At 44.1% G+C, this 20,207-nt stretch carries 17 protein-coding genes; 1 reads left to right on the top strand and 16 read right to left on the bottom strand.

What is annotated here, in order from left to right; translation table 11 throughout:
• Positions 1-27: 27 nt before the first annotated feature.
• The 4 genes from OCV58_RS07105 to OCV58_RS07120 form a co-directional block, all read right to left on the bottom strand.
• Entirely contained in the window at positions 28-1,170 is a 1,143-nt protein-coding gene (locus OCV58_RS07105; protein WP_154877386.1) for an acyl-CoA dehydrogenase, read from the bottom strand.
• Between the two features lie 386 nt (positions 1,171-1,556).
• On the bottom strand, positions 1,557-2,171 hold the full coding sequence (locus tag OCV58_RS07110; RefSeq protein ID WP_095630132.1) for an NUDIX hydrolase: 615 nt from the start codon (positions 2,169-2,171) through the stop codon (positions 1,557-1,559).
• Between the two features lie 74 nt (positions 2,172-2,245).
• Entirely contained in the window at positions 2,246-4,723 is a 2,478-nt protein-coding gene (gene leuS / locus OCV58_RS07115) for a leucine--tRNA ligase (protein WP_154877387.1), read from the bottom strand.
• Between the two features lie 84 nt (positions 4,724-4,807).
• A complete protein-coding gene (locus OCV58_RS07120) occupies positions 4,808-6,490 on the bottom strand; it encodes a glycosyl hydrolase family 18 protein (protein WP_154877388.1) in 1,683 nt (560 codons plus the stop codon).
• 141 nt (positions 6,491-6,631) lie between these two features.
• Between OCV58_RS07120 and lgt the strand changes: the two genes are divergently transcribed.
• On the top strand, positions 6,632-7,429 hold the full coding sequence (gene lgt, locus OCV58_RS07125; protein WP_154877389.1) for a prolipoprotein diacylglyceryl transferase: 798 nt from the start codon (positions 6,632-6,634) through the stop codon (positions 7,427-7,429).
• 51 nt (positions 7,430-7,480) lie between these two features.
• Here lgt and bcp read toward each other — a convergent pair whose 3' ends face one another.
• The 12 genes from bcp to OCV58_RS07185 form a co-directional block, all read right to left on the bottom strand.
• Positions 7,481-7,936, bottom strand: a complete 456-nt coding sequence (gene bcp / locus OCV58_RS07130) for a thioredoxin-dependent thiol peroxidase (protein ID WP_154877390.1) — start codon at positions 7,934-7,936, stop codon at positions 7,481-7,483.
• Positions 7,937-7,960: 24 nt separating this feature from the next.
• Complete coding sequence (locus tag OCV58_RS07135; protein ID WP_154877391.1) at positions 7,961-9,994, bottom strand: LTA synthase family protein; 2,034 nt, start codon at positions 9,992-9,994, stop codon at positions 7,961-7,963.
• A gap of 97 nt (positions 9,995-10,091) precedes the next feature.
• Complete coding sequence (locus OCV58_RS07140; protein ID WP_154877392.1) at positions 10,092-11,096, bottom strand: NAD-dependent epimerase; 1,005 nt, start codon at positions 11,094-11,096, stop codon at positions 10,092-10,094.
• Between the two features lie 15 nt (positions 11,097-11,111).
• Positions 11,112-12,278, bottom strand: a complete 1,167-nt coding sequence (locus OCV58_RS07145; RefSeq protein WP_154877393.1) for a nucleotide sugar dehydrogenase — start codon at positions 12,276-12,278, stop codon at positions 11,112-11,114.
• Between the two features lie 43 nt (positions 12,279-12,321).
• Entirely contained in the window at positions 12,322-13,344 is a 1,023-nt protein-coding gene (locus OCV58_RS07150) for a glycosyltransferase family 8 protein (RefSeq protein WP_154877394.1), read from the bottom strand.
• A 42-nt stretch (positions 13,345-13,386) separates the two neighbouring features.
• Positions 13,387-14,391: a glycosyltransferase family 8 protein gene (locus tag OCV58_RS07155; RefSeq protein ID WP_154877395.1), complete on the bottom strand. Its 1,005-nt coding sequence runs from the start codon at positions 14,389-14,391 to the stop codon at positions 13,387-13,389.
• Positions 14,392-14,408: 17 nt separating this feature from the next.
• The gene (locus tag OCV58_RS07160; RefSeq protein WP_154877396.1) at positions 14,409-15,335 is read right to left on the bottom strand and encodes a glycosyltransferase; all 927 of its coding nucleotides are present in this window, start codon (positions 15,333-15,335) and stop codon (positions 14,409-14,411) included.
• A 24-nt stretch (positions 15,336-15,359) separates the two neighbouring features.
• Complete coding sequence (locus tag OCV58_RS07165; RefSeq protein WP_154877397.1) at positions 15,360-16,010, bottom strand: CatB-related O-acetyltransferase; 651 nt, start codon at positions 16,008-16,010, stop codon at positions 15,360-15,362.
• Positions 16,011-16,061: 51 nt separating this feature from the next.
• Positions 16,062-17,270 carry an O-antigen ligase family protein gene (locus OCV58_RS07170; RefSeq protein WP_154877398.1) on the bottom strand — a complete coding sequence of 403 codons (1,209 nt, stop codon included), beginning with the start codon at positions 17,268-17,270 and terminating at the stop codon, positions 16,062-16,064.
• 19 nt (positions 17,271-17,289) lie between these two features.
• Positions 17,290-18,219, bottom strand: a complete 930-nt coding sequence (locus tag OCV58_RS07175) for a glycosyltransferase family 8 protein (protein WP_154877399.1) — start codon at positions 18,217-18,219, stop codon at positions 17,290-17,292.
• A gap of 3 nt (positions 18,220-18,222) precedes the next feature.
• Positions 18,223-18,981 (bottom strand): glycosyltransferase family 2 protein, encoded by a 759-nt coding sequence (locus OCV58_RS07180; protein WP_154877406.1) that lies wholly within the window; start codon positions 18,979-18,981, stop codon positions 18,223-18,225.
• Between the two features lie 273 nt (positions 18,982-19,254).
• Positions 19,255-20,207: PD-(D/E)XK nuclease domain-containing protein (locus OCV58_RS07185; RefSeq protein ID WP_267312832.1), on the bottom strand; the 953-nt coding region annotated here is incomplete at its 5' end.

A 20,207-nucleotide genomic window follows, 5' to 3' on the forward strand; every position in this document is an offset into this window, starting at 1 on the left:
GCCCGTATCATAAACCTTAAAAATTGCTTACCGCAACAAAGCGCCGGATGTTACCATCAACTGAACTTCGTTGGTGCCTTCATAGATCTGAGTGATCTTAGCGTCACGCATATGACGAGCAACCGGATATTCTTCGCTGTAGCCATAGCCGCCGAAGATCTGAACAGCTTCAACGGAAACTTCCATAGCTACGTCGGAAGCGAATCTCTTAGCGATAGCAGCGTCAACCGTGAACGGCTGGCCTTCGTGTTTCTTGAATGCAGCTTTGTAAACGAGGTTACGAGCAGCTTCAATCTTCATCTTCATGTCAGCCAGTTTGAAGGAAATGGACTGGAATTTGCAAAGCGGTTTGCCGAACTGAACACGCTGTTTGGAGTATTCAACTGCATCGTTCAAAGCAGCTTCTGCAATGCCGAGAGCCTGAGCAGCAACGCCGATACGGCCGCCGTCCAAGGTCATCATAGCAACTTTGAAGCCTTTGCCTTCGCCGCCGAGGAGGTTTTCTTTCGGAACTTTTACGTTCTGGAATACTAATTCCATCGTCTGGGAAGTATGGATGCCCAATTTGTCTTCTTTCTTGCCGAATGTGAAGCCTTCCCAGCCTTTTTCGATGATGAAGGCGCTGATGCCCTTCGTGCCCTGGGATTTATCGGTCATAGCGAATACGATGTAAACGTCAGCTTCGCCGGCATTCGTGATGAATACTTTGGAGCCATTCAGGATGTAGTCGCCGTTTTCGTCTTTCGTAGCAACGGTCTGCTGGCCGGAAGCATCAGTACCAGCGTTCGGTTCTGTCAAGCCGAATGCGCCGAGTTTCGTGCCTTCGATCAAGCCGGGCAGGTATTTTTCTTTCTGTTCTTCCGTACCAAACTGCCAAATCGGGTTGATGCAGAGGGATACATGAGCGGACAAGGTGATGGACATACCAGCATCGTATTTAGCCAATTCTTCAACGGCCAGGATGTAGCTCAATACGTCGCATTCAGCGCCGCCGTATTTTTCTTCGAAATAAGCACCAGCCAAGCCGAGGCCGAGCATTTCGTCAACGAGAGCACGATCGAAAATGCCCTGATGGTCGCGTTCCGTAATCGTCGGGGCCAATTTCTTTTCGCCAAAGTCTTTAGCCAATCTTACAAATTCCTGTTGTACATCTGTTAAATTAAAATTCATGATACTTCCACTCTCCTTAAATAATAGTGTGAATAGTGAAACATTCCCGTGCAGTGCATACTGTTTGGGGCACATATACACAACCTTTAAGTGCTTACACCTGAATTGTACAACTTTTCACATGTTAAATCAATAGCAAATGTCACTTAAGGCACAATATAATTATGCTATTTTGTAATCCTTGTCGTGTATCCAGACTTTTTAGGACTACTTAGAAAAAAATTAAAAAATTACCTTGACAAATGCCGGAATGATTCAACCCATAAGATAAATGTGCTAATCGTCTCGCCGTGCTGCGGCAGACGAAAAGGCAGTGCAGCACTGTGCTTGTTCCACTTTTAACATTACGCATGGTAAATTATACGTCATACGAAAATTAAGGAAAGCTATGCGTTTATTATAGCACGAATCCCCAGGAAGTTGTCAAGAATCTGGGCCGTAATTCCCCAAATTTTGTATTCTTTATAATAGTAAAAGAGCACATTATATGTGCTGCGCTTTTTCCACCCTGCCTGTCCCGACACGGGCAGACCGGCGGGAAATCCCGGCCCCGGCCTCGTAGCCAGCTCAACCTGGGCAACCTCTGGCTTACGGCCGCTAAACCATGCCAAAGGCACCGTAAAGAGATGGTCTATCTCTCCCCGGCTGACAACGAAATTCGTCGTATCCAGCTGGGCCGCAAAGGGATATATCTTCACACCTACAGGCGATTCTACGTAATCCAATGGCCCCCAGACCCGGATATGCGGCAATCCTACGCCTAATTCCTCCTGCGTCTCCCGCAGTGCCGCCTCCAGAGGACTGGCGTCACGCTGTTCTATGACGCCGCCGGGAAAACAAATATCACCGGGCTGCCAGCTCAACTTGCTGCTCCGCACCTCAAAGACTACATGCTCTTCACCGTCAATGCGTACAATAGGTACCAGTACAGCGCAAAGCACTGTATTCATGCAGGGATTCTGCCGGACAATTCTTTCCGGCCAGGGCTTGAACTCATCCATGACCTTCCTCCTCATTGCAAAAAAAAGAGGATGCCGTTCAGACATCCTCCTCTATACTTCATATATTGCCGCCTTTATTTTACGACGATATTGATGATTTTTTTAGGTACAACGATAAATTTAACGATTGTCTTGCCGTCAGTGAAATCCTTGACACGCGGCATAGACAATACCTTTTCCCTCAATTCATCCTGACCGATTTCAACGGGAACAGTGATACGTTCGCGTACCTTGCCGTTAATCTGGACAGGCAGTTCGATTTCATCGACGACCAAAGCGCCAGCATCTACTTCCGGCCAATCCTGTTCGTGAACACTGCCTTCAAAGCCGGCAATCTGCCACAATTCTTCTGTAATGTGCGGCGTAAAGGGAGCCAGGAGCTTTAAGAGATTGGTGTTGACCTCTAAGGCAACGTCGCTGCGGATAGATGTATTGGCGCCGACATAGGCATACATGGCATTTACCAGCTCCATAATTGAGCTGACAGCCGTATTCAGCGCATAGTCGCCGTCTACGCCTTTGACGTCTTCCGTCACCTTGGCGATGGTTTTATGTTCCTGCAGGCGCAGCGCCTTTTCTGCTTCCGTCAAATCGCGGTCCCTTTCGCCGTTCTTAGCCAGGTCAATGTACTGGTGGACGATACGCCATACTCGGTTGAGGAAACGGTACGAACCTTCTACGCCCTGATCGGACCATTCGAGGTCACGTTCCGGCGGCGCGGCAAACAGGATAAACAGCCGGCCCGTATCGGCGCCGTATTTGGCGAGGATTTCTTCCGGCGATACGACGTTGCCCTTTGATTTCGACATCTTGCTGCCGTCCATGAGGACCATGCCCTGGGTCAGCAGGCGTTCGAACGGTTCTACATTGTCGACGAGGCCGGCGTCGTGGAAGACCTTCATGAAGAAACGGGAATACATCAGGTGCAGAATTGCGTGTTCAATGCCGCCGATGTACTGGTCTACATTCATCCAGTGGTTGGCCTTCTTCGGGTCCCAGGCCTGTTCATCGTTGCGGGCATCGGTATAGCGCAGGAAATACCAGGACGAGCAGACGAAGGTATCCATCGTATCGGTTTCTCTCGTCGCCGGGCCGCCGCATTTCGGGCAGGTGCAGTGAACGAATTCTTCGCTCGTCGCCAAGGGAGATACGGCGCCGGCCGTAAACTGGACATCCGTCGGCAGCTTAACCGGCAGCTGATCTTCCGGCACGAGCTGTTCGCCGCATTTCGGGCAGTAAATAATAGGAATCGGCGCGCCCCAATAGCGCTGACGGGAAATAAGCCAGTCGCGGAGCTTGAAGTTGACCGTGCCCTTGCCGAGGTTGTGGTCGACGAGCCATTTCGTAATGGCTTTGCGGCCTTCTTCGTCAGTCAGGCCGTTGAATTCGCCGGAGTTGACCAGAACGCCCGGGTCGTGGTACGCCCCTTCCATCGTATTCAAATCGAGGCTCATATCTTTATTCTGTACGACTAAGCGGATAGGCAGGTTGAATTTCTTAGCGAATTCCCAGTCGCGCTGGTCGTGGCCCGGAACGCCCATGACGGCGCCCGTACCGTAATCTACCAGGACGTAGTTGGCAATCCAGATCGGCACTTGTTCGTTATTCAGGGGATTGACAGCGTAAGCGCCGGTGAACATGCCTTCTTTTTCGGCGTCGTTCGACGTCCGTTCGATGTCGTTCATGTTCTTCATGCGCGTAATAAAGGCGCGAAGCTCCGCTTCGTTTTCCCGGCCCTTGATGAGCTCTTCTACATAGGGATGTTCCGGAGCCAGCACGATGTACGTAACACCGAAAATCGTGTCCACGCGGGTAGAGAACATGGGAATGGATTTGCCGATTTCCGGGATTTCAAAGGAAAATTCCGCCCCTTCACTGCGGCCAATCCAGTTTTTCTGCATCGTCTTAACCCGTTCCGGCCAGCCGGGCAAGAGCTTCAAATCGTCGAGAAGGCGATCAGCATAGTCGGTGATTTTGAAGAACCACTGCTTCAGATCCTTTTTGACGACAGGCGAATCGCAGCGCCAGCACAAGCCGTCGATGACCTGTTCGTTAGCCAGTACGGTGTTGCACTTTTCGCACCAGTTTACCTTGGCTTCCTTGCGGTATGCCAAACCGCGCTTGTACAGCAGCTCGAAAATCCACTGCGTCCATTTATAATATTTTTCATGGCACGTAGCCACTTCGCGGTCCCAGTCATAGGAAAGGCCGAGGGCCTTCTGCTGGCGTGTCATGTTTTCAATATTGCTGAACGTCCAATCTGCCGGCGGCGTGCCGTGTTTGATAGCCGCGTTTTCAGCAGGCATGCCGAAAGCGTCGTAGCCCATGGGATGCAGGACGTTGTAGCCGTTCATGCGGCGGTAGCGGGCGATGACGTCGCCGATGGTGTAGTTGCGGACATGCCCCATATGGAGATTGCCCGAAGGATACGGAAACATTTCCAGTACATAATACGGCGGCTTGCCGTTGTCGTCGGGGCAACGGTCTGTCTTGTCTTCCAGCCATTTATGCTGCCATTTCTTTTCTATTTCTTGGGGAATATATTTTTCCAATTACTTATGCCTCCTATCGCTGCGTACAGTGGGCGGTGCCGCGCTGCTGCAGGGTCTTCTTCTTATTATAGTGTTCCCGTGCCGTCAAGTCAATTCTTGCGGAGCAAAACTCTGCCAAAAATGGGGCGCTTCGAAGCCTTTTCTCCAAAAACTTGCGCCGCCGAGGTTGTATTTCGTAATTAATTTAGCTTTTTCCGTCAAGGACTTTTCATCTTCAAACCATACCTGGACCCGGCCCGTCGTCAAGGGCAAATCCATGTAGTACAGGCCCAGTTCGTCGTTCCACGTAACGTAGTCCTTGTATTTTTCAAGCAGTAGCCCGCTGGCCGACATGGGCAGCGTCCGTACCAGCAGCACCGGCTTCTTCGGCTTCGCCTCTTTGGAAGCAGCCGTCTTGCCCTTCGCCTCGGCCTTCCTTGATGTCGTCAAAGCCTCTGCCGCAGCATCCTTCTCAGCCGCTCCTTCCGTCCCGGCAACAGGCGGCCATTCATTGATATCCAGAGGCAAGTCCTGTTCTTCCGTCGTTTCATACCACAGACGCATGTACAGCGGCATGCCCAGGACAACCTTTTCCGCCGGCACGATAGCCGTCACGTTCTGCACGGCTTTTTCTACCCAAGGATACGATGCTACGGGGCCAGCTATGTCACTCGTACGGCTGAATTGGTCATAGGCCATGATCATCAGGTAATCGAGATGCGGCGCTAAGGCCGCCCGATCGTATACGCGGGACCAGTTCATGCTGTTCGATATGGGAGTCACATCCATGGACAATTTCAGCCCATAAGCCCGGCAGGCCCGGCTCAGGCGTCCTACGAACGCCGTCAGCCTGTCCTTATCATCATAGTTGATGTTTTCAAAATCAATATTGTAGCCCTTGAAATCGTACAGCAGTGCATAGCCTATCAGTTCTTTAATAATCCTATCCTGGAGCTTGTCGTCGCTCAATACGGCATGGGTCAGGGCCGGGTCGAAATTATTGTCAATGAGGGGCCACATGGCGTAGCCCTTCGCAGCATAAGCGTCGGCCAGCATGGCGAAATCATCGTGCCGCAGCGCTACGCCCTGAGCAGTCAGGCGGAACGCACAGGGCGACATGACAGGCTGCGCCGTATCTAAGGGAGGCAGGTTTTCGTCACCCTGCATGAGAGGATCCCAAAACAAGACCAATCCCATCTTTCGTTCCTGTGCCTGCTTTTTCCGGCTCTTTTTATCCTTCTTTTTCTCTTTTTTAGTATCAGCTTTAGCAGTTGCCGCGGCTCTATCGCTGTCTTCCAAAAGACGCAGCGTCGGAGCGAGACGTGTCGGAGACACGGGCCGCAGCAGCTCCCGCTTCCCATCCTCCCACGTCAGGGGAAGGCCCAGCGTACGGTAAATACGGCGTATATTCAGACTCGTTTCGCCGTCACCTTGCCGCGCAGGCAGGCGCAGCGCCGCTTGCATATCCTTCCATAAGATGGAACCGTCCTTTGCCGGCGGCAAACGCAGCCAGTAGGTCCCCTTCTTGGCGTCAGCCCTGTACAGGCCATATTCCTGCAAGGCTTTTTCCGACACGAGCCAGCGCCCTTCCTCCTCCCGAATCGCCATAGACGCCGGCTGTTCCGCTGCTGCCGGTACAGCTGCCCGCGGAATGGCAGCCCACGGCCCGCGGTCCGGCACGGCTTGTTCCGATACGGCCTCTCCGCCGGACGCCGCCACGACAACTTGAAGAGACACGGCGAGCAGCGACGCCAGGCACAGCGTCCGCAGCCGCGATGTATGTTTCATAGACACCCTCCTTTTGCAAAACAGGTGGAAATTTCTCTGAAATCAGGTATAATGAAAAAAATGCAATTTTCCTCTCTAGGTATACTGCATGGCTATTATACCATAAAGAGAAAGTATAAAACATCAAAGGAGGCTATTCTATTGCATCAATATCTCTTTTTTATCGGCGATTTCCCAATCCGGGCCTACGGATTGTTATTTATGCTCGGCATCATCTCCGCCGGCATTACAGCCTACTACATCACGAAGCGGGATGGCCGGGGCTGGCACGTCCACATATTCGACTTTACCCTCTGCTGCGGCCTAGCCGGCATCGTCGGCGGCCGCCTTTGGGACGTCTTCTTCTTCGACTGGGCCTATTATCACAACCACCTGTTGGAAATCCCCTTCGTCTGGCAGGGCGGCATGGCTATCCAGGGCGGCCTGGTATTCGGAGCTGTCGCCGGCTACTGGTACACGCGCCGCCACGACATCGACACCTGGGCTTTTGCCGACCTCATCGCACCGGCCATCATCCTCGGCCAGTCTGTCGGCCGCATGGCCAACCTCATGAACGGCGACGCCTTCGGCCATCCCACAGGCGGCAATTTCGGCATTATCTATCCCGAAACGACCCTGGCCTACCGAACCTACGGCAGCCAGCCCCTATGGCCGGCCGAAGTCTGGGAAGGCCAGCTTGACGTCCTCGTATTCATCGTCTTATTGTTCTACAGCTGTTTTCCCCATAAAAAAGGACAGGTCTTCTGCCTGTACGTCATGCTTTATGCAGCGGAACGGTTCTTTCTGGAATTTCTGCGCGGCGACTATGTCAGCCTGACCCTCGGCCTCAAATCGGCCCAGCTGACCAGCGTCGTCGCCTTTGCTGCCGCCTTCATCATCTTCGTGCTTCTCCAGTGGAAAGGCACAACAGACGCCAAAGACAGCATCCAAAACTCATAATATGTGCATAGGAAAAGCCGGTCTGCATCCCGCAGCCGGCTTCCTTTTGCATTACTCTATTTCTTTCAGCATCTTTTTCGGGTTATCGCCAGGCCGTACCTTACCGAAGGCCTTGACGATGACTCCGTCTTCGTCAATCAAATACGTCGAACGCTCGATACCCATGTACTTACGGCCGTACATACTCTTTTCCACCCACACGTCGTAAGCCTGAATCACCGTCAGCTCCGGGTCGGACAGCAGCGTAAAGGGCAGGCCGTAGGTTTCCTCAAACTTCTTATGCGACGCCACGCTGTCCTTGCTGACGCCCAGTACGACAGCTCCCTTTTCCTCAAACTGGGGATACAATTCAGCAAAACCGCAGGCCTGCTTCGTGCATCCCGACGTGTTGTCCTTGGGGTAAAAATACAGCACGACCTTCTTCCCGGCAAAATCGCTCAACGATACCATAGTACCATTCTGATCCGGCAAGGTAAACGCCGGCGCTTTCGTCCCTGCTTCTAACATATTCCTGCCTCCTTATGTTTGTTTTTAAGATTTTAAAAGCTTTTCCACAGGTTCCAGCAATTCCGGATGGCGTAAAATCCAACCCGTTATTTCACAATAGGCATCTCTCTCCTTCTTAAATTGCATGCTGTCATGTTCAATAGGAACCTCATCGCCAGTAACAATTAACTGCTGAGAGATTTGTTCTCTATAATCGCCTATTCTATCTTTTGTCATCCAATGCGTTGGCGTCACAACTTGATCAATCGTTTTAAAGAAAGACTCCATGAGCGAATAGTATTCAAACCCTTTCGGCGCAATCGCTTCAAAAATAGTCGGCAATATATTCATATGTCCGCCAATCGTATTATTAGCAAACATATCTGGAGTAAACTCTCGATGATACATGGCAAAGGACGTAGCAAATTTTTCCCTTAACGTTTCCGTTGTCCGCTTTATAATGCTGCCGTCATAATTATATACACGCCGCGCATGATCGCCCGTTGCAATAATAAGGCTGTCTTCATAATTTTTCTGCATTTCTTCAATAAAAGAAAACATCGATTTATCCGTATACCAATAAGTTCCCATATTAGCCATCATCGTTTTATTTCGACGCAGTGATTCCGGCGCATCAGGCATCACTTTATCTGGATCCCATCCATATTCCTTAATAGGAATCGTATACGGCCCATGATTTGACGTAGTATATACAAAATGGAAGGTAGGCTGATCCGTTGTATCAGCTTTAACTCGCCGGGACACTTCTTCTAAAAACAAATGATCATAAATCCCCAGCCAAGTTGACGGCGTCCCCTTCGCACAAATATCCGGTCCTCCATAGGCTTCATCAAAGCCGATAGCCCTCGCAAAATTACCAATGCTGGCCCAGGACAAACTGCCGCCATACCATAAAACAGTACGGTATCCTAGCTTTTTTAACTGCAACGGCAACGATGTCCTAATACTATTATGCCAAAATTCATTTCTTTCATTCATTTCTAACTGGCAATCATAAATACCAGCCATAAGACTCGTAACTGCCGGCTGCGATATCAGTCCTGCAGGCAAAAAGTTTTCCACTTTAAATGTATGCGGATTATTTCTAAAAAGTTTTCCTCTATCAGTCAAATGCAGCACATCAAAAAGTTCATCCAGCATAGATTGCGTATAACTTTCTCCTACGACAAAGAAAATATGTGATGGAGTAGGTATACGAGGGCCAGAAGCAACACGCTTAAAATTCTTTAAAATCATCTCGTTTCTTTCTGTGCTTTTAATAATAAGTGGCTCCATAACTTTTTCAGATGTAGCATCATCATGAGTCAGAATAGTCTGCACAGGATATTTTAAAGCCATTTCCAAAGCAACTAAATCATCAACAACAGCTTTCGATAAAAAATCATCCTCTTTTACAATAGTAGGAATAGTATCACGTTCAGGTTTATTCGCATGACGCAAAGTTCCGCCAAATCGAAAATAATAAAAACCTATAATGCTGCAAAGAACTACCACGACATTAAACAGATATTGTATCCATGGATTATTAAAAACAGGATAAGGAATACTCGGCGTAGATAATAATCCATACGTTGCCAAAACACAAAATCCAACGTATGGAACATATCCTAATAAAATGAAAAAGCCATGATTTTGATTGAAAAAAATATCTAAAAAATTCATTTTATCGGCATTTTTCCCTAGCCGAACCAGCGTATTAAATATATCATGAAAATGATAATAAAATATCATTTTCCCCATAAACGCTGTATATAAAACTACCATATATACCGTATTTAAAACTATACGGACCTCGTCACTAACAGCATAATAAGAGCCAATAAATGCAGCCGGAATACTGACTACAATCATGGAAATCAAAAAAACATACGCATTGAAATCCATTCCCCACCAAAAGCCAAACTGAAAACAGCGAATTACTCTTTTTGCGTCGTGGGCCAATCTCTTTTTAGGCCGATATACGCCAATAAATGCCAAGCGAAATAACGCGCATACGACAGGCGCTAAAACTGCTAACTTGATATCTTGCTGAATTCCTAAAAAGAAATACTCAAACATGTTATGCCTCTTTTCACAGATATAGTTACATCCTCTTTTCAAAACAGTATTATAGCACGAACAGAGGCAACTACCAAAACATTAGTTGCCTCTGACATTATATTCTATAATATTCCTTATACCACGCAGCAAATTTTCCCAATCCCTCTTCAATACTCGTGTTGGGCTTGAAATCAAAATCTTGTTCCAATTCGCTTACGTCGGCGTAGGTCTGGTACACGTCGCCGGGCTGCATCGGCAGATACTCTTTTTCCGCAGTCTTGCCGAGAGCCTGTTCCAATACTTCGATGAAATGCATGAGCTGTTCCGGCTTGTTATTGCCAATATTATATACCTTATATTGGTCGCCTGTCTCATTTGCTTTCGGCGGATTGCACAGCATGTGCTCGATGCCTTCGACGATATCATCTACATAGGTAAAATCGCGATACATATCGCCGTGATTGTAAATTTTAATCGGCTCGTTTCGATACATCATGTTGGCAAATTTAAAGTAAGCCATATCAGGCCGGCCGTATGGGCCGTATACGGTAAAGAAACGCAGCCCTGTCGCCGGAATACCGTACAAATGGCTGTACGTATACGCCATGAGTTCGTTCGATTTCTTCGTCGCCGCATACAGGCTGATGGGATGGTCTACATTGTCCGTCGTCGAAAAAGGCGTCTTTTCCTGATTGCCGTATACGGACGAGCTGGAAGCAAACAGCAGATGCTGAACGGGATAGTGACGGCATGCTTCCAATATATTAAAGAAGCCGACGATGTTCGAATCAATATAAGCCCGCGGATTGTCGATGCTGTACCGCACACCGGCTTGAGCCGCCAAGTTTACGACGATATCAGGCTGAAACGATTTAAACGCAGTGGTTACAGCTTGTTCGTCCGCTAAATCACCTTTGATAAAGGAAAAATTAGAAAATGCACGTAATACGCCCAACCGGCTTTCCTTCAGCGACACGTCGTAATAGTCGTTCATATTGTCAAATCCCAGTACGACGGCGCCCATTTCCAGCAGCCGCTTCGCCAAATGGAAGCCGATAAAACCGGCGGCTCCCGTAATAAGCACCTTTTTAGTCACGTCAAACGCCTGATATGCAGCCATAATATATTCCTCCACCTAATCTCGGTCAAATAAATCCCGCGTATACACCTTATCCTTCACGTCAGCCAGCCCGTCAGACCAGCGGTTGGTCACAATGACGTCGCACATGTCCTTAAAAACACGCAAATCCTTGACGACAGGCGAACGGAAAAAGTCGTCCGCCTCCAACGTCGGCTCATACACGACGACGGGAATGCCCTTCGCTTTGATTCGCTTCATGACGCCTTGAATAGCCGAAGCCCGGAAATTATCGGACGCCGTCTTCATCGTCAGGCGGTACACGCCAACAACGCGGGGATTTTTAGCGATAATCATATCGGCAATATGGTCCTTTCGCGTCCGGTTGGCCGCCACAATGGCGGAAATCAAATTCTGCGGTACGTCGCTGTAATTTGCCAGAAGCTGTTTCGTATCCTTCGGCAGGCAGTAGCCGCCATAACCAAAAGACGGGTTGTTGTAGAAATCGCCGATACGCGGGTCGAGGCATACGCCGCGGATAATCTGCTCCGTATGGAGGCCCCGCATTTCGGCATACGAATCAAGCTCATTGAAGTAAGCCACGCGCAATGCCAAATACGTATTGGCAAATAATTTAATCGCCTCGGCTTCCGTAGAGCCGGTAAACAACATCGGAATATCTTTCTTTACTGCCCCTTCGGCCAAAAGATTGGCAAATACGCGGGCCCGTTCCGAATCCTCGCCGACGACGATGCGCGACGGATGGAGGTTGTCGTACAAAGCCTTGCCTTCGCGGAGAAACTCCGGCGAAAACATAATATTATCCGTGTAGTACTTCTTTTTAACGCTTTCCGTATATCCCACAGGGACAGTAGATTTGATGACCATCACTGCCTGAGGATTAATGTCCAGCACCGCTTCAATCACGGCCTCGACAGACGACGTGTCAAAGAAATTTCTATCCGTGTCATAATTAGTCGGCGTAGAAATAATGACAAAATCAGCACCTGCAAAAGCTTCTTTAGCATCTAAAGTCGCCCTAAAATGCAGGTCATCACGTTGCAAAAAAGCAATAATATCCGCATCAACAATAGGCGACCTTCCTTCATTCAGCATCGTCACCTTTTCCGGCACAATATCTAGTGCAACGACCTCATTATGCTGCGCCAACAAAAGGGCATTGGAAAGACCAACATATCCAGTTCCGGCAATAGCAATTTTCATATCCTTTATCTTCCTTACCGCTAAAAATTCATGAAATACATCGTTAAAAAATCATTAATTGTCTTCTAATTTTCATTATTAAATAAATCAAATAAGTTTTAATTGATTTCGCAAATTCTTTTTTTTCTTTATACATTCTTGATAAATATCTATATTCTGTATAATTTTTAGGAAGATCGTACGGAACTTCATTCCATGGCGAATCCTTTGCATATCTTCTCCATGTTGCATAATACGTATATTTCCATGCATGTTCCCTATCATTGTTAAAATAACTTTTTCCCCAAGTCAGAGTATACAACTTCCATGGTTTCTTATTGCCTGTATAATGAATAAATTTTATCTTTTCAGAAAGAATATCTTTAGTAACAGACATGGTGCAATTATATGTACAAGAAGTATCAAATAGTACTTTTCCTTCTAATAAAATATTCAATACATCCTGATCCATATATTTGTAATTCCGTTCCATTGCTAACTTAATAGCTTTATTCCCAATATCATTCTTTACATAATTTGGTACATTAATTAACATAACTCCAGAATTGAAATACTTAGTTGTTTGCATTCCAATTGAAGAACAATATTGTTTCCACCAATCAGGAACAGATGTAAAATCCTTAATTACATAAGCAACATATGAATACAAATTAATAGAAAATAAATCAACTATTCTATCTATACATAATATATCTACATCCAAATATAACACTTTTTGAATTTTCAGATTATACAATACATACGGCATTAACAATCTATAGTAAGCCGTAATACTAATATCGCTTGTGCTATATAAATTATGTAATTCTTCATCATCTAAAAAATACAAAACAATAGGAACATGGTATATATTCGATAAACTTTCCATTCTTTGCTTTTCTATATCAGAAAAGTTTCCTCGAAAAAAAATGTGAAATGCAAAATTATCTGAATTATTTTGTAAAATTGAAAAAATTAAAACACCCATTGCGCGAATAACGTTTTCATCAGCGCAAACAGCAATATTGTATCTTTCTCTATAGTCCTCAGCATCATTAAATTCATATTTCTTTCTTACGTATTTCATGATTAATAATCCTTTTATCTTACAATAAATCTCTCAATACTTTTATTTTCCAGAAAATTTCTTCCCTATTTTTAATATACTATACCAAAACAAACATTCTATTTGTTTTAATGTTTCACCTTTTTTATGATATACTTCTGCTAATTTTTTAAAACTATGATAATATTCTGTCTTTTTAGGAGGCATAGGATTAGGCATACTTTCCCAAAAAGATATATCTAAATAATGTCTCCATAATTCATCATCTTCGTCTAATACAATTTCCCACGGTTTATCTCTACCCGAATAATGAATTAAAATCCCCTCTATGCTAAAATCTTTATCTTTGTGATGAAATAAATTCGGAATCGGCTGCATATTACCGTCCAAAACAAGATTCATTAAATCCTGTGTCTGTCCCTTAAATCTTCTCGGATCTGCACCTTGGTAAGCAAATACACGCTCTGTAACTTTTTGTTTTATCCATTCTTCTACATTAATCCACATTAAACCGTCAGAAAAATAAACATTCCCCTTCATTTTAAGAAAAGCAATTCGATCAGGGGTATCATATACTAAAGCCCCTACTGCCTTATGAGATAAATCATAATCAAAAAAAACACGTAAACTTTTCACGCAAACCATATCCGCATCTAGATATAAATATCGATTTGTTATATTTTTTAAAATCCACGGCATAACAATACGAATATAAGTAACTCTTGAAAAACGTTTAACTTTTATATGAAAATTTTGATAAATACTCATATCCATTACATATAAATATACATTACATCCATATTTTTCAGCCGTTTTTCGAAGGTTTTCTTTATTTATATCGCTGCATGAATCTACAAAAACATGAAAAAACAATGACAAATCTTTATTGTGCTCACAAATAGATGTAACTAATACTCCCAATGGCTTAAAAAATGGATCATTTACATTACAGCAGATATGAAGATTCTCTTTTGCTCTTTTTTCTTCTGTCAAGTACTCAAAACTATCTTTTGTTTTATATAACTGGTGAGTCTGAAAATATTCAGTGTTATATGTAGAATTCATCATATTCTTTTCCTCTTTTCTCAATCATAGACTTTTATATTAAATTTTTTTAGCAAAAATTTAAACCTTATCCGTCGCAATAAATCAAGATATGTCTCAATATACTTTTTTTGACTACGTTGTATAGCTACTACATAACACCGCTCGTCTTTTTCTCGTATATAATGATATAATTCCCTTGCTAATTTTTGATTCAATTTATACAAAAAATATTCAGAATTCATTCCTTCCATTTTTAAATCATCAATTAACAATTTTGTACACATACAAATGTCAGACTTGCGAATCGTATTAGACCGAGTAATCGAATTCGGATTTATCCAATAATGGTACAATTTCTCAGTCGTAATCATCATGCGATTGCAATTATACAAATATTTTCCAGATGCATAATTGTCTTCTGACTGATATCCTTCTGGATAAATTACATTTTGAACAATGTGCCTTTTATAAACTGCATTCCACACTACTTTACATAAAAATTCATGAAAGTATAGTTCAAAAACGCTTTCACCTGTAATAATAACATTAGCATTTTTCTCATTAGGTAATAAATCGGTATGAAACTCTCCATCAGTTTGATCTATTGAGCATCTAGCCATATCCAAATCATGCATTATTATTAGATCAATTAAGCATTCATACATCTGAGGTTCTATCCAATCATCACTATCTAAAAAAGCAATATAATCTCCCTTGGCTTTTACCAAACCACTATTTCTAGCTCCACAAAGCCCTCTATTTTCTTGGTGAATAACTGTTATTCTTCTATCAGTTCTTGCAAGCATATCACAAATTTCTCCAGATTTGTCTGGAGAACCATCATCTACTAATATAATTTCTAAATTTATATAAGTCTGTTTCATAACGGACTGGACACACCTAACTAGATATTTCTCTACATTATATACTGGAACAATAACAGACAAAAGCCCTGCGTTAGTCATTATTCGTTTTCACCCCATACCTAATTAAGATATTTCTAGTGAATTAATAAACTTATCAATATTATAAAGATTATCAATTTCTTTTTTTATCTTATTATCTTCCCAATCCCACCACTTTATTTCTAGCAGCTTCCTGCAAATTTCCTTATCAAACCGATATTTTAAAATTTGATCTGTGTTAATAATAACTGCATATGGAGGAACATCTTTTCGCACAATACTTCCTGCACCGATAACGGCACCATCACCGATAGTCACATCTTGAAAAATCATTGAATTACTTCCAATCCACACATCATTCCCTATACGAATGGATCTAGCAGGATATCTTTCTTTATGTGACATAGTATTCATTATATGAAAAGACGGATTCGTCAAAATAGGACTCGTTGTTACATAATGAATATTGTGCGTATTCGGAACCAACAAAATATTTTTCCCTATAGAAGTAAACGCGCCAATCGATGCAATCATATCAAACGGGGACATATTTTGCCAACCATATGTATATTTGCCAATAGATACATTCTTATATTTTTTCAGCCAATATCGTATTAAATCTTCTCGATAGCCATATTTTTTTCTAGACCAAGTGTATATCGACTTGGGTGGATTCGTCGTCCCTCGCACATATCGCAAAAAGCTACAACTTACTTTTTCAAATGTAGATACCATATAACTTCTCCACTTTCACGTATTATAATACAAAAGTGACGCAATTCTTCTTTAATTAAAAGCATCTTCTTTGGACAATGCTTTCAGCTGCATCATGATAGCTAAAATAAACCAGAAAATTCGCACGCCAGAAGATAGATCCATCGTATATTCAACTTGACCAAAAATACAAATATAGCTAAGAACAGTTGTTAAAATGAGTAAATCATAGGGATTTTTATCTTTTTTCCATCTACGAAAACTTGTCATAACAAAATAACCGGTAAAATATAATAGTCCGGCCATACCAAGAGTTCCTGTTTCCGCTAACAAATGGAAGAAATTGTTATGCGCATGATTTAATCCCTGTGTATCTTCAGCAGTCCGGTAATAAGTTTTATACGTTTTGCTAAATTGGCCCAATCCTATGCCTGCAATTGGATGATCTTTATACATTTCAATACAAGCTTCCCACACAACAATTCTATCCCCATTAGACCGATCTGTCGTTATGTTTGTTATGGAAGCAAAACGCGCAGTGTACTGTGGCTGAGATGCAAAGAAAGCACCAAAAGCAATAAATAATCCAATAATAATACCTAAGAATTTTTTATTACAAACAACATACCTCCAAGCTGAAAAAGGAACTAATGCCATATTAGAAAGCCAGGAACCTCGGCTTTTATTGCAAAGAAGCCCTATGCAAATACATAGCAAAGTAAACGCAGAAACCTTCTTCAGCCGTCTTTCAAATGCTGAGTCAAACAATATGACTACTGCCAACGGCATCATGATACACATCAAACTGGCAATGCCTAATTGACTGCCGCCAAGCCCCCACCCTCGTCCATTATCACTTAAATCAAATAAAACCTGAACCAGCGTAACTAAACAATCAATACCAAAAACAGCGGTAAATACAGTCAGCATGTTGACTAAATAATCACGTCGGCGAATACAGAAAAGTATTATAAGAAATACAGCATATCTCCAAAACCACATTTGTAAAAATTCATGCATTCCCTTAGAAAGATCTCCGGAAAATAATGCAGCTGGAAGCGTACTTAACACAAAAATGCCATACGCAATGCAATATCCCTTTGTTTCTTCCGGGAAAGAGAGATAGTCTCGTTGCTTATAAAGTAAAATAATGCCAAATAATAAAGCTAATCCATTAAATACCTGGCCTGCCGCCATGGAAAGACGGGTTAGACACACCATACAAGTAATACACACAGCAATCGCAAAGGTTAACCGCTGCGGAGTTAGGGTTGCTTTCATTAAAAATTCTCCTCAATAATTATAGTATATGAGTCCAAAAATGAGCCCATTTCATACGCCATTCCTGCCGCCGAATACTTTTCCCCTTCATATCTTTTCCCGGCTGCGGCATAGACACATCTTTAAACTCAGTGTATTGCAAATATGTATAATACAAGGAATTAAATAAAGAGCTTACAGAAAACTCCCACGGCTTGTATCGGCCAGCCCAATGAAATACTGCCGGCGACTTTAATGCCTGGACCGCTTCTTTTCTCATATCACTGCAAAGAAATACCTTGAGAGGCAATGAAAATACTGGCGGAATGATATTCCAGCGCAGCGGCAACGGAAGCCAGTGATTTTGAAATATCATATTGAGTCCATCTTGATCATGATGTCTGAATTGATTGGAAGAAATGCAATCTATAACGGCTTGTCCGTATTGCTTTTCTCGCCACTGCACGGTGTCAATTACGAGCATTCCTGAATTAAAGTATGGTTTTCCTTCAGACAATCCGATCGTTTCTCTTTTTTGCCGACGCATTCGTTTAGACGCCATAATGCCGTAATCGCACACAGCACCTAAAGGGTATCCCTGCAGCGATATATTCCACAGCGTTTCTACATCATCCAACACCACTAAATCAGTATCAAAATAAATCGCTTTTTGAACATGTTCTGGCAGCAGCTGCGGAATTAAAAGACGCAAATATGCGGCCTTGCTTAAATGACCGCTCACAAATCCCTGTAATGCCGCACTATCTTCCTCAATAAAGGAGATATGCCCCCCTAGAGATAAAACCGTTTTCTCAATACGGCTGCGCTGCGCCGCCGCTATAGCATCACTTAGCACGTAAATATCTATATGTTCAGGATAAGACGCATTTTTTAATACAGACGCGCAAGCTACAGCCACGTGCTGAGCATAATTATTGTCTGATGCCAATACAATAGAAATTCTATCCATGTGCTATCCCTCTTTATGATTTATCTGCATCTCATACAGCTTAACATATTTCAGCATTGTATAAAAGGCGTGCTGACCACAAGAAAGGATTCCCATCCATCCATCTAAAAAGGCCTTTTTTATCAACAAAGCCCGCAATCCGCCAAAAAAGGAATGCAAAAAAGCGCTGCTCAATGAAGTCCGCTTCCCAGACTCATAACGTTCTTTTGCCCAAATCGTCGTATACTGATCCGCCTTTTCCAGCCACTGATGCCAACTTTCATACGTATAATGGTCTACGCTCCCTGTCAGTATCTTTTTTGGAGAATAGCATTCTGCATGTTCATGAACTTTTCCAACCCAAATTACATCTTTTCGCAGAAACATGCGATATACCGTATCGGGTGCAAAAATGCCATGATGAAACCGATATCCATTGAATACCATATGACGTATCATACCGTACTGCCCTGCCTCATTCTGCGCCGCAATCTGTTTAACATGCTGGCACATAGCGGCATCCATACGTTCATCGGCATCCAAATACAATACCCATTCCGCCTCTGTCTGCGACAAGGCAAAATTCCGTTGTGCAGAAAAGTCTCCATCCCAGGCACGAAAGGCTACTTTAGCCCCTTCTCGTTCTGCTAATTCTACCGTCCGGTCCGTACTGCCCGAATCTATGATGATGACTTCGTCCGTACACGTCTTGGCGTTACGAACGACGTCTACGATATTACCCTCTTCATTTTTCGTCAAAATCAAAATAGCTAGTGAACTCATAATGCGACTCCTCAAACCGTACTTAATACGCTTTTACCATATTGTATTATAGCATATTTGCCGCTTATACACTACATAAATTGCACCATCGGCCCGACTCTGAATGGGACAAAAATTTCATTCTCTCTCCGAGTTTTCAGCCATATCGAGCAATGTACTCCGTAGTCGCAATCCCTTCAAAATATGACGTTTCATTTTTTCTGGCAAAAGAAAAAGCAATGACTTAATGAGATATACTCCCTTGCCATTGCTTCTAAATATATTCATACGATATTATGTTGTTTCTTTTTCTATACGGCAAGTATGCTTCTTGCTGCCTCGGTCATACGTAATACCGACGCAGAGGATATTTCCTTTGTAATCCTTCAAAGCCTCCGTATACTGTTTATCCCGTATTTGCCGCAATGCTGTATCGGCATTGTCATCCCATTTCAGCTCCACGATCATAGCCGGCTTATCGGCGTATTTTTTCTTCGGAAGAAATACCATATCGGCGAAGCCTTTGCCCGTCGGCAGTTCGCGGATGAGCGTATAGTACTGCCGCGCGCTGTAATAGGCCAGCGAGACGGTATAGTTCAAAGCATTTTCGTCATTGTATTGCAGATGAGATGTATTTAAATGGGCTTCCTCCATGCCTTTCGCTACGGCTTCTTCGTCGCCGTTCCACGTAGCCTGGAGAAGCTTGTCCGACTGCAGCACGGAATGAACGATTTCTGACCACTGAGAGACCCGCGTCGCTGTTACGTATTCGCCCATGATTTCCCGATTTGGGATAAAAACTTCCTTCGTATCGAAATCATAGCCTAAATACCCCAAATGAACGAGCAAGGTCAGCACGTCGTCAGCCGAATGGAAGGTCGTCATATCGTTGACAAAGGACCTCGTGTCGATTTTCTGCCGCCCGCCGGCCATGAGCTTGACAACGGTATCCCGCAGACCTGAGAAGTTCATGTCGATATAGATTTTCAACGCTTCAAAGGTTTCCGTTTCCGTCCAGTACGTATCCAGTATGCCGCTTTCCATCGCCGATACGACCGAGCGGGGATTGCATATAGACGTCATATCTCGAAATTGGTATCCATCATACCAGCTCATGGTTTCTTCATAATCCATATGATACTGTTCGCACAATTTCCGAACTTCTTCTGCCGTAAAGCCTACAAACGGCGTCAGCTCCCGCGGATTGGTCATGGAAAACTCCGTGAACATATTCAGCGCCGAATGGG

Origin of the sequence: Megasphaera stantonii (genome assembly GCF_025567065.1) — a bacterium.
GTDB lineage: Bacteria > Bacillota > Negativicutes > Veillonellales > Megasphaeraceae > Megasphaera > Megasphaera stantonii.

What these genes read in the sequence shown, in the direction of transcription:
- OCV58_RS07175 (WP_154877399.1), bottom strand. Translation starts at nt 18,219, where the DNA reads ATGGATAGAATTTCTATTGTATTGGCATCAGACAATAATTATGCTCAG.
- OCV58_RS07120 (WP_154877388.1), bottom strand. Translation starts at nt 6,490, where the DNA reads ATGAAACATACATCGCGGCTGCGGACGCTGTGCCTGGCGTCGCTGCTC.
- OCV58_RS07155 (WP_154877395.1), bottom strand. Translation starts at nt 14,391, where the DNA reads ATGATGAATTCTACATATAACACTGAATATTTTCAGACTCACCAGTTA.
- OCV58_RS07165 (WP_154877397.1), bottom strand. Translation starts at nt 16,010, where the DNA reads ATGGTATCTACATTTGAAAAAGTAAGTTGTAGCTTTTTGCGATATGTG.
- bcp (WP_154877390.1), bottom strand. Translation starts at nt 7,936, where the DNA reads ATGTTAGAAGCAGGGACGAAAGCGCCGGCGTTTACCTTGCCGGATCAG.
- OCV58_RS07180 (WP_154877406.1), bottom strand. Translation starts at nt 18,981, where the DNA reads ATGAGTTCACTAGCTATTTTGATTTTGACGAAAAATGAAGAGGGTAAT.
- OCV58_RS07150 (WP_154877394.1), bottom strand. Translation starts at nt 13,344, where the DNA reads ATGAAATACGTAAGAAAGAAATATGAATTTAATGATGCTGAGGACTAT.
- OCV58_RS07140 (WP_154877392.1), bottom strand. Translation starts at nt 11,096, where the DNA reads ATGGCTGCATATCAGGCGTTTGACGTGACTAAAAAGGTGCTTATTACG.
- OCV58_RS07110 (WP_095630132.1), bottom strand. Translation starts at nt 2,171, where the DNA reads ATGGATGAGTTCAAGCCCTGGCCGGAAAGAATTGTCCGGCAGAATCCC.
- OCV58_RS07170 (WP_154877398.1), bottom strand. Translation starts at nt 17,270, where the DNA reads ATGAAAGCAACCCTAACTCCGCAGCGGTTAACCTTTGCGATTGCTGTG.
- OCV58_RS07135 (WP_154877391.1), bottom strand. Translation starts at nt 9,994, where the DNA reads ATGTTTGAGTATTTCTTTTTAGGAATTCAGCAAGATATCAAGTTAGCA.
- OCV58_RS07105 (WP_154877386.1), bottom strand. Translation starts at nt 1,170, where the DNA reads ATGAATTTTAATTTAACAGATGTACAACAGGAATTTGTAAGATTGGCT.
- OCV58_RS07160 (WP_154877396.1), bottom strand. Translation starts at nt 15,335, where the DNA reads ATGACTAACGCAGGGCTTTTGTCTGTTATTGTTCCAGTATATAATGTA.
- OCV58_RS07145 (WP_154877393.1), bottom strand. Translation starts at nt 12,278, where the DNA reads ATGAAAATTGCTATTGCCGGAACTGGATATGTTGGTCTTTCCAATGCC.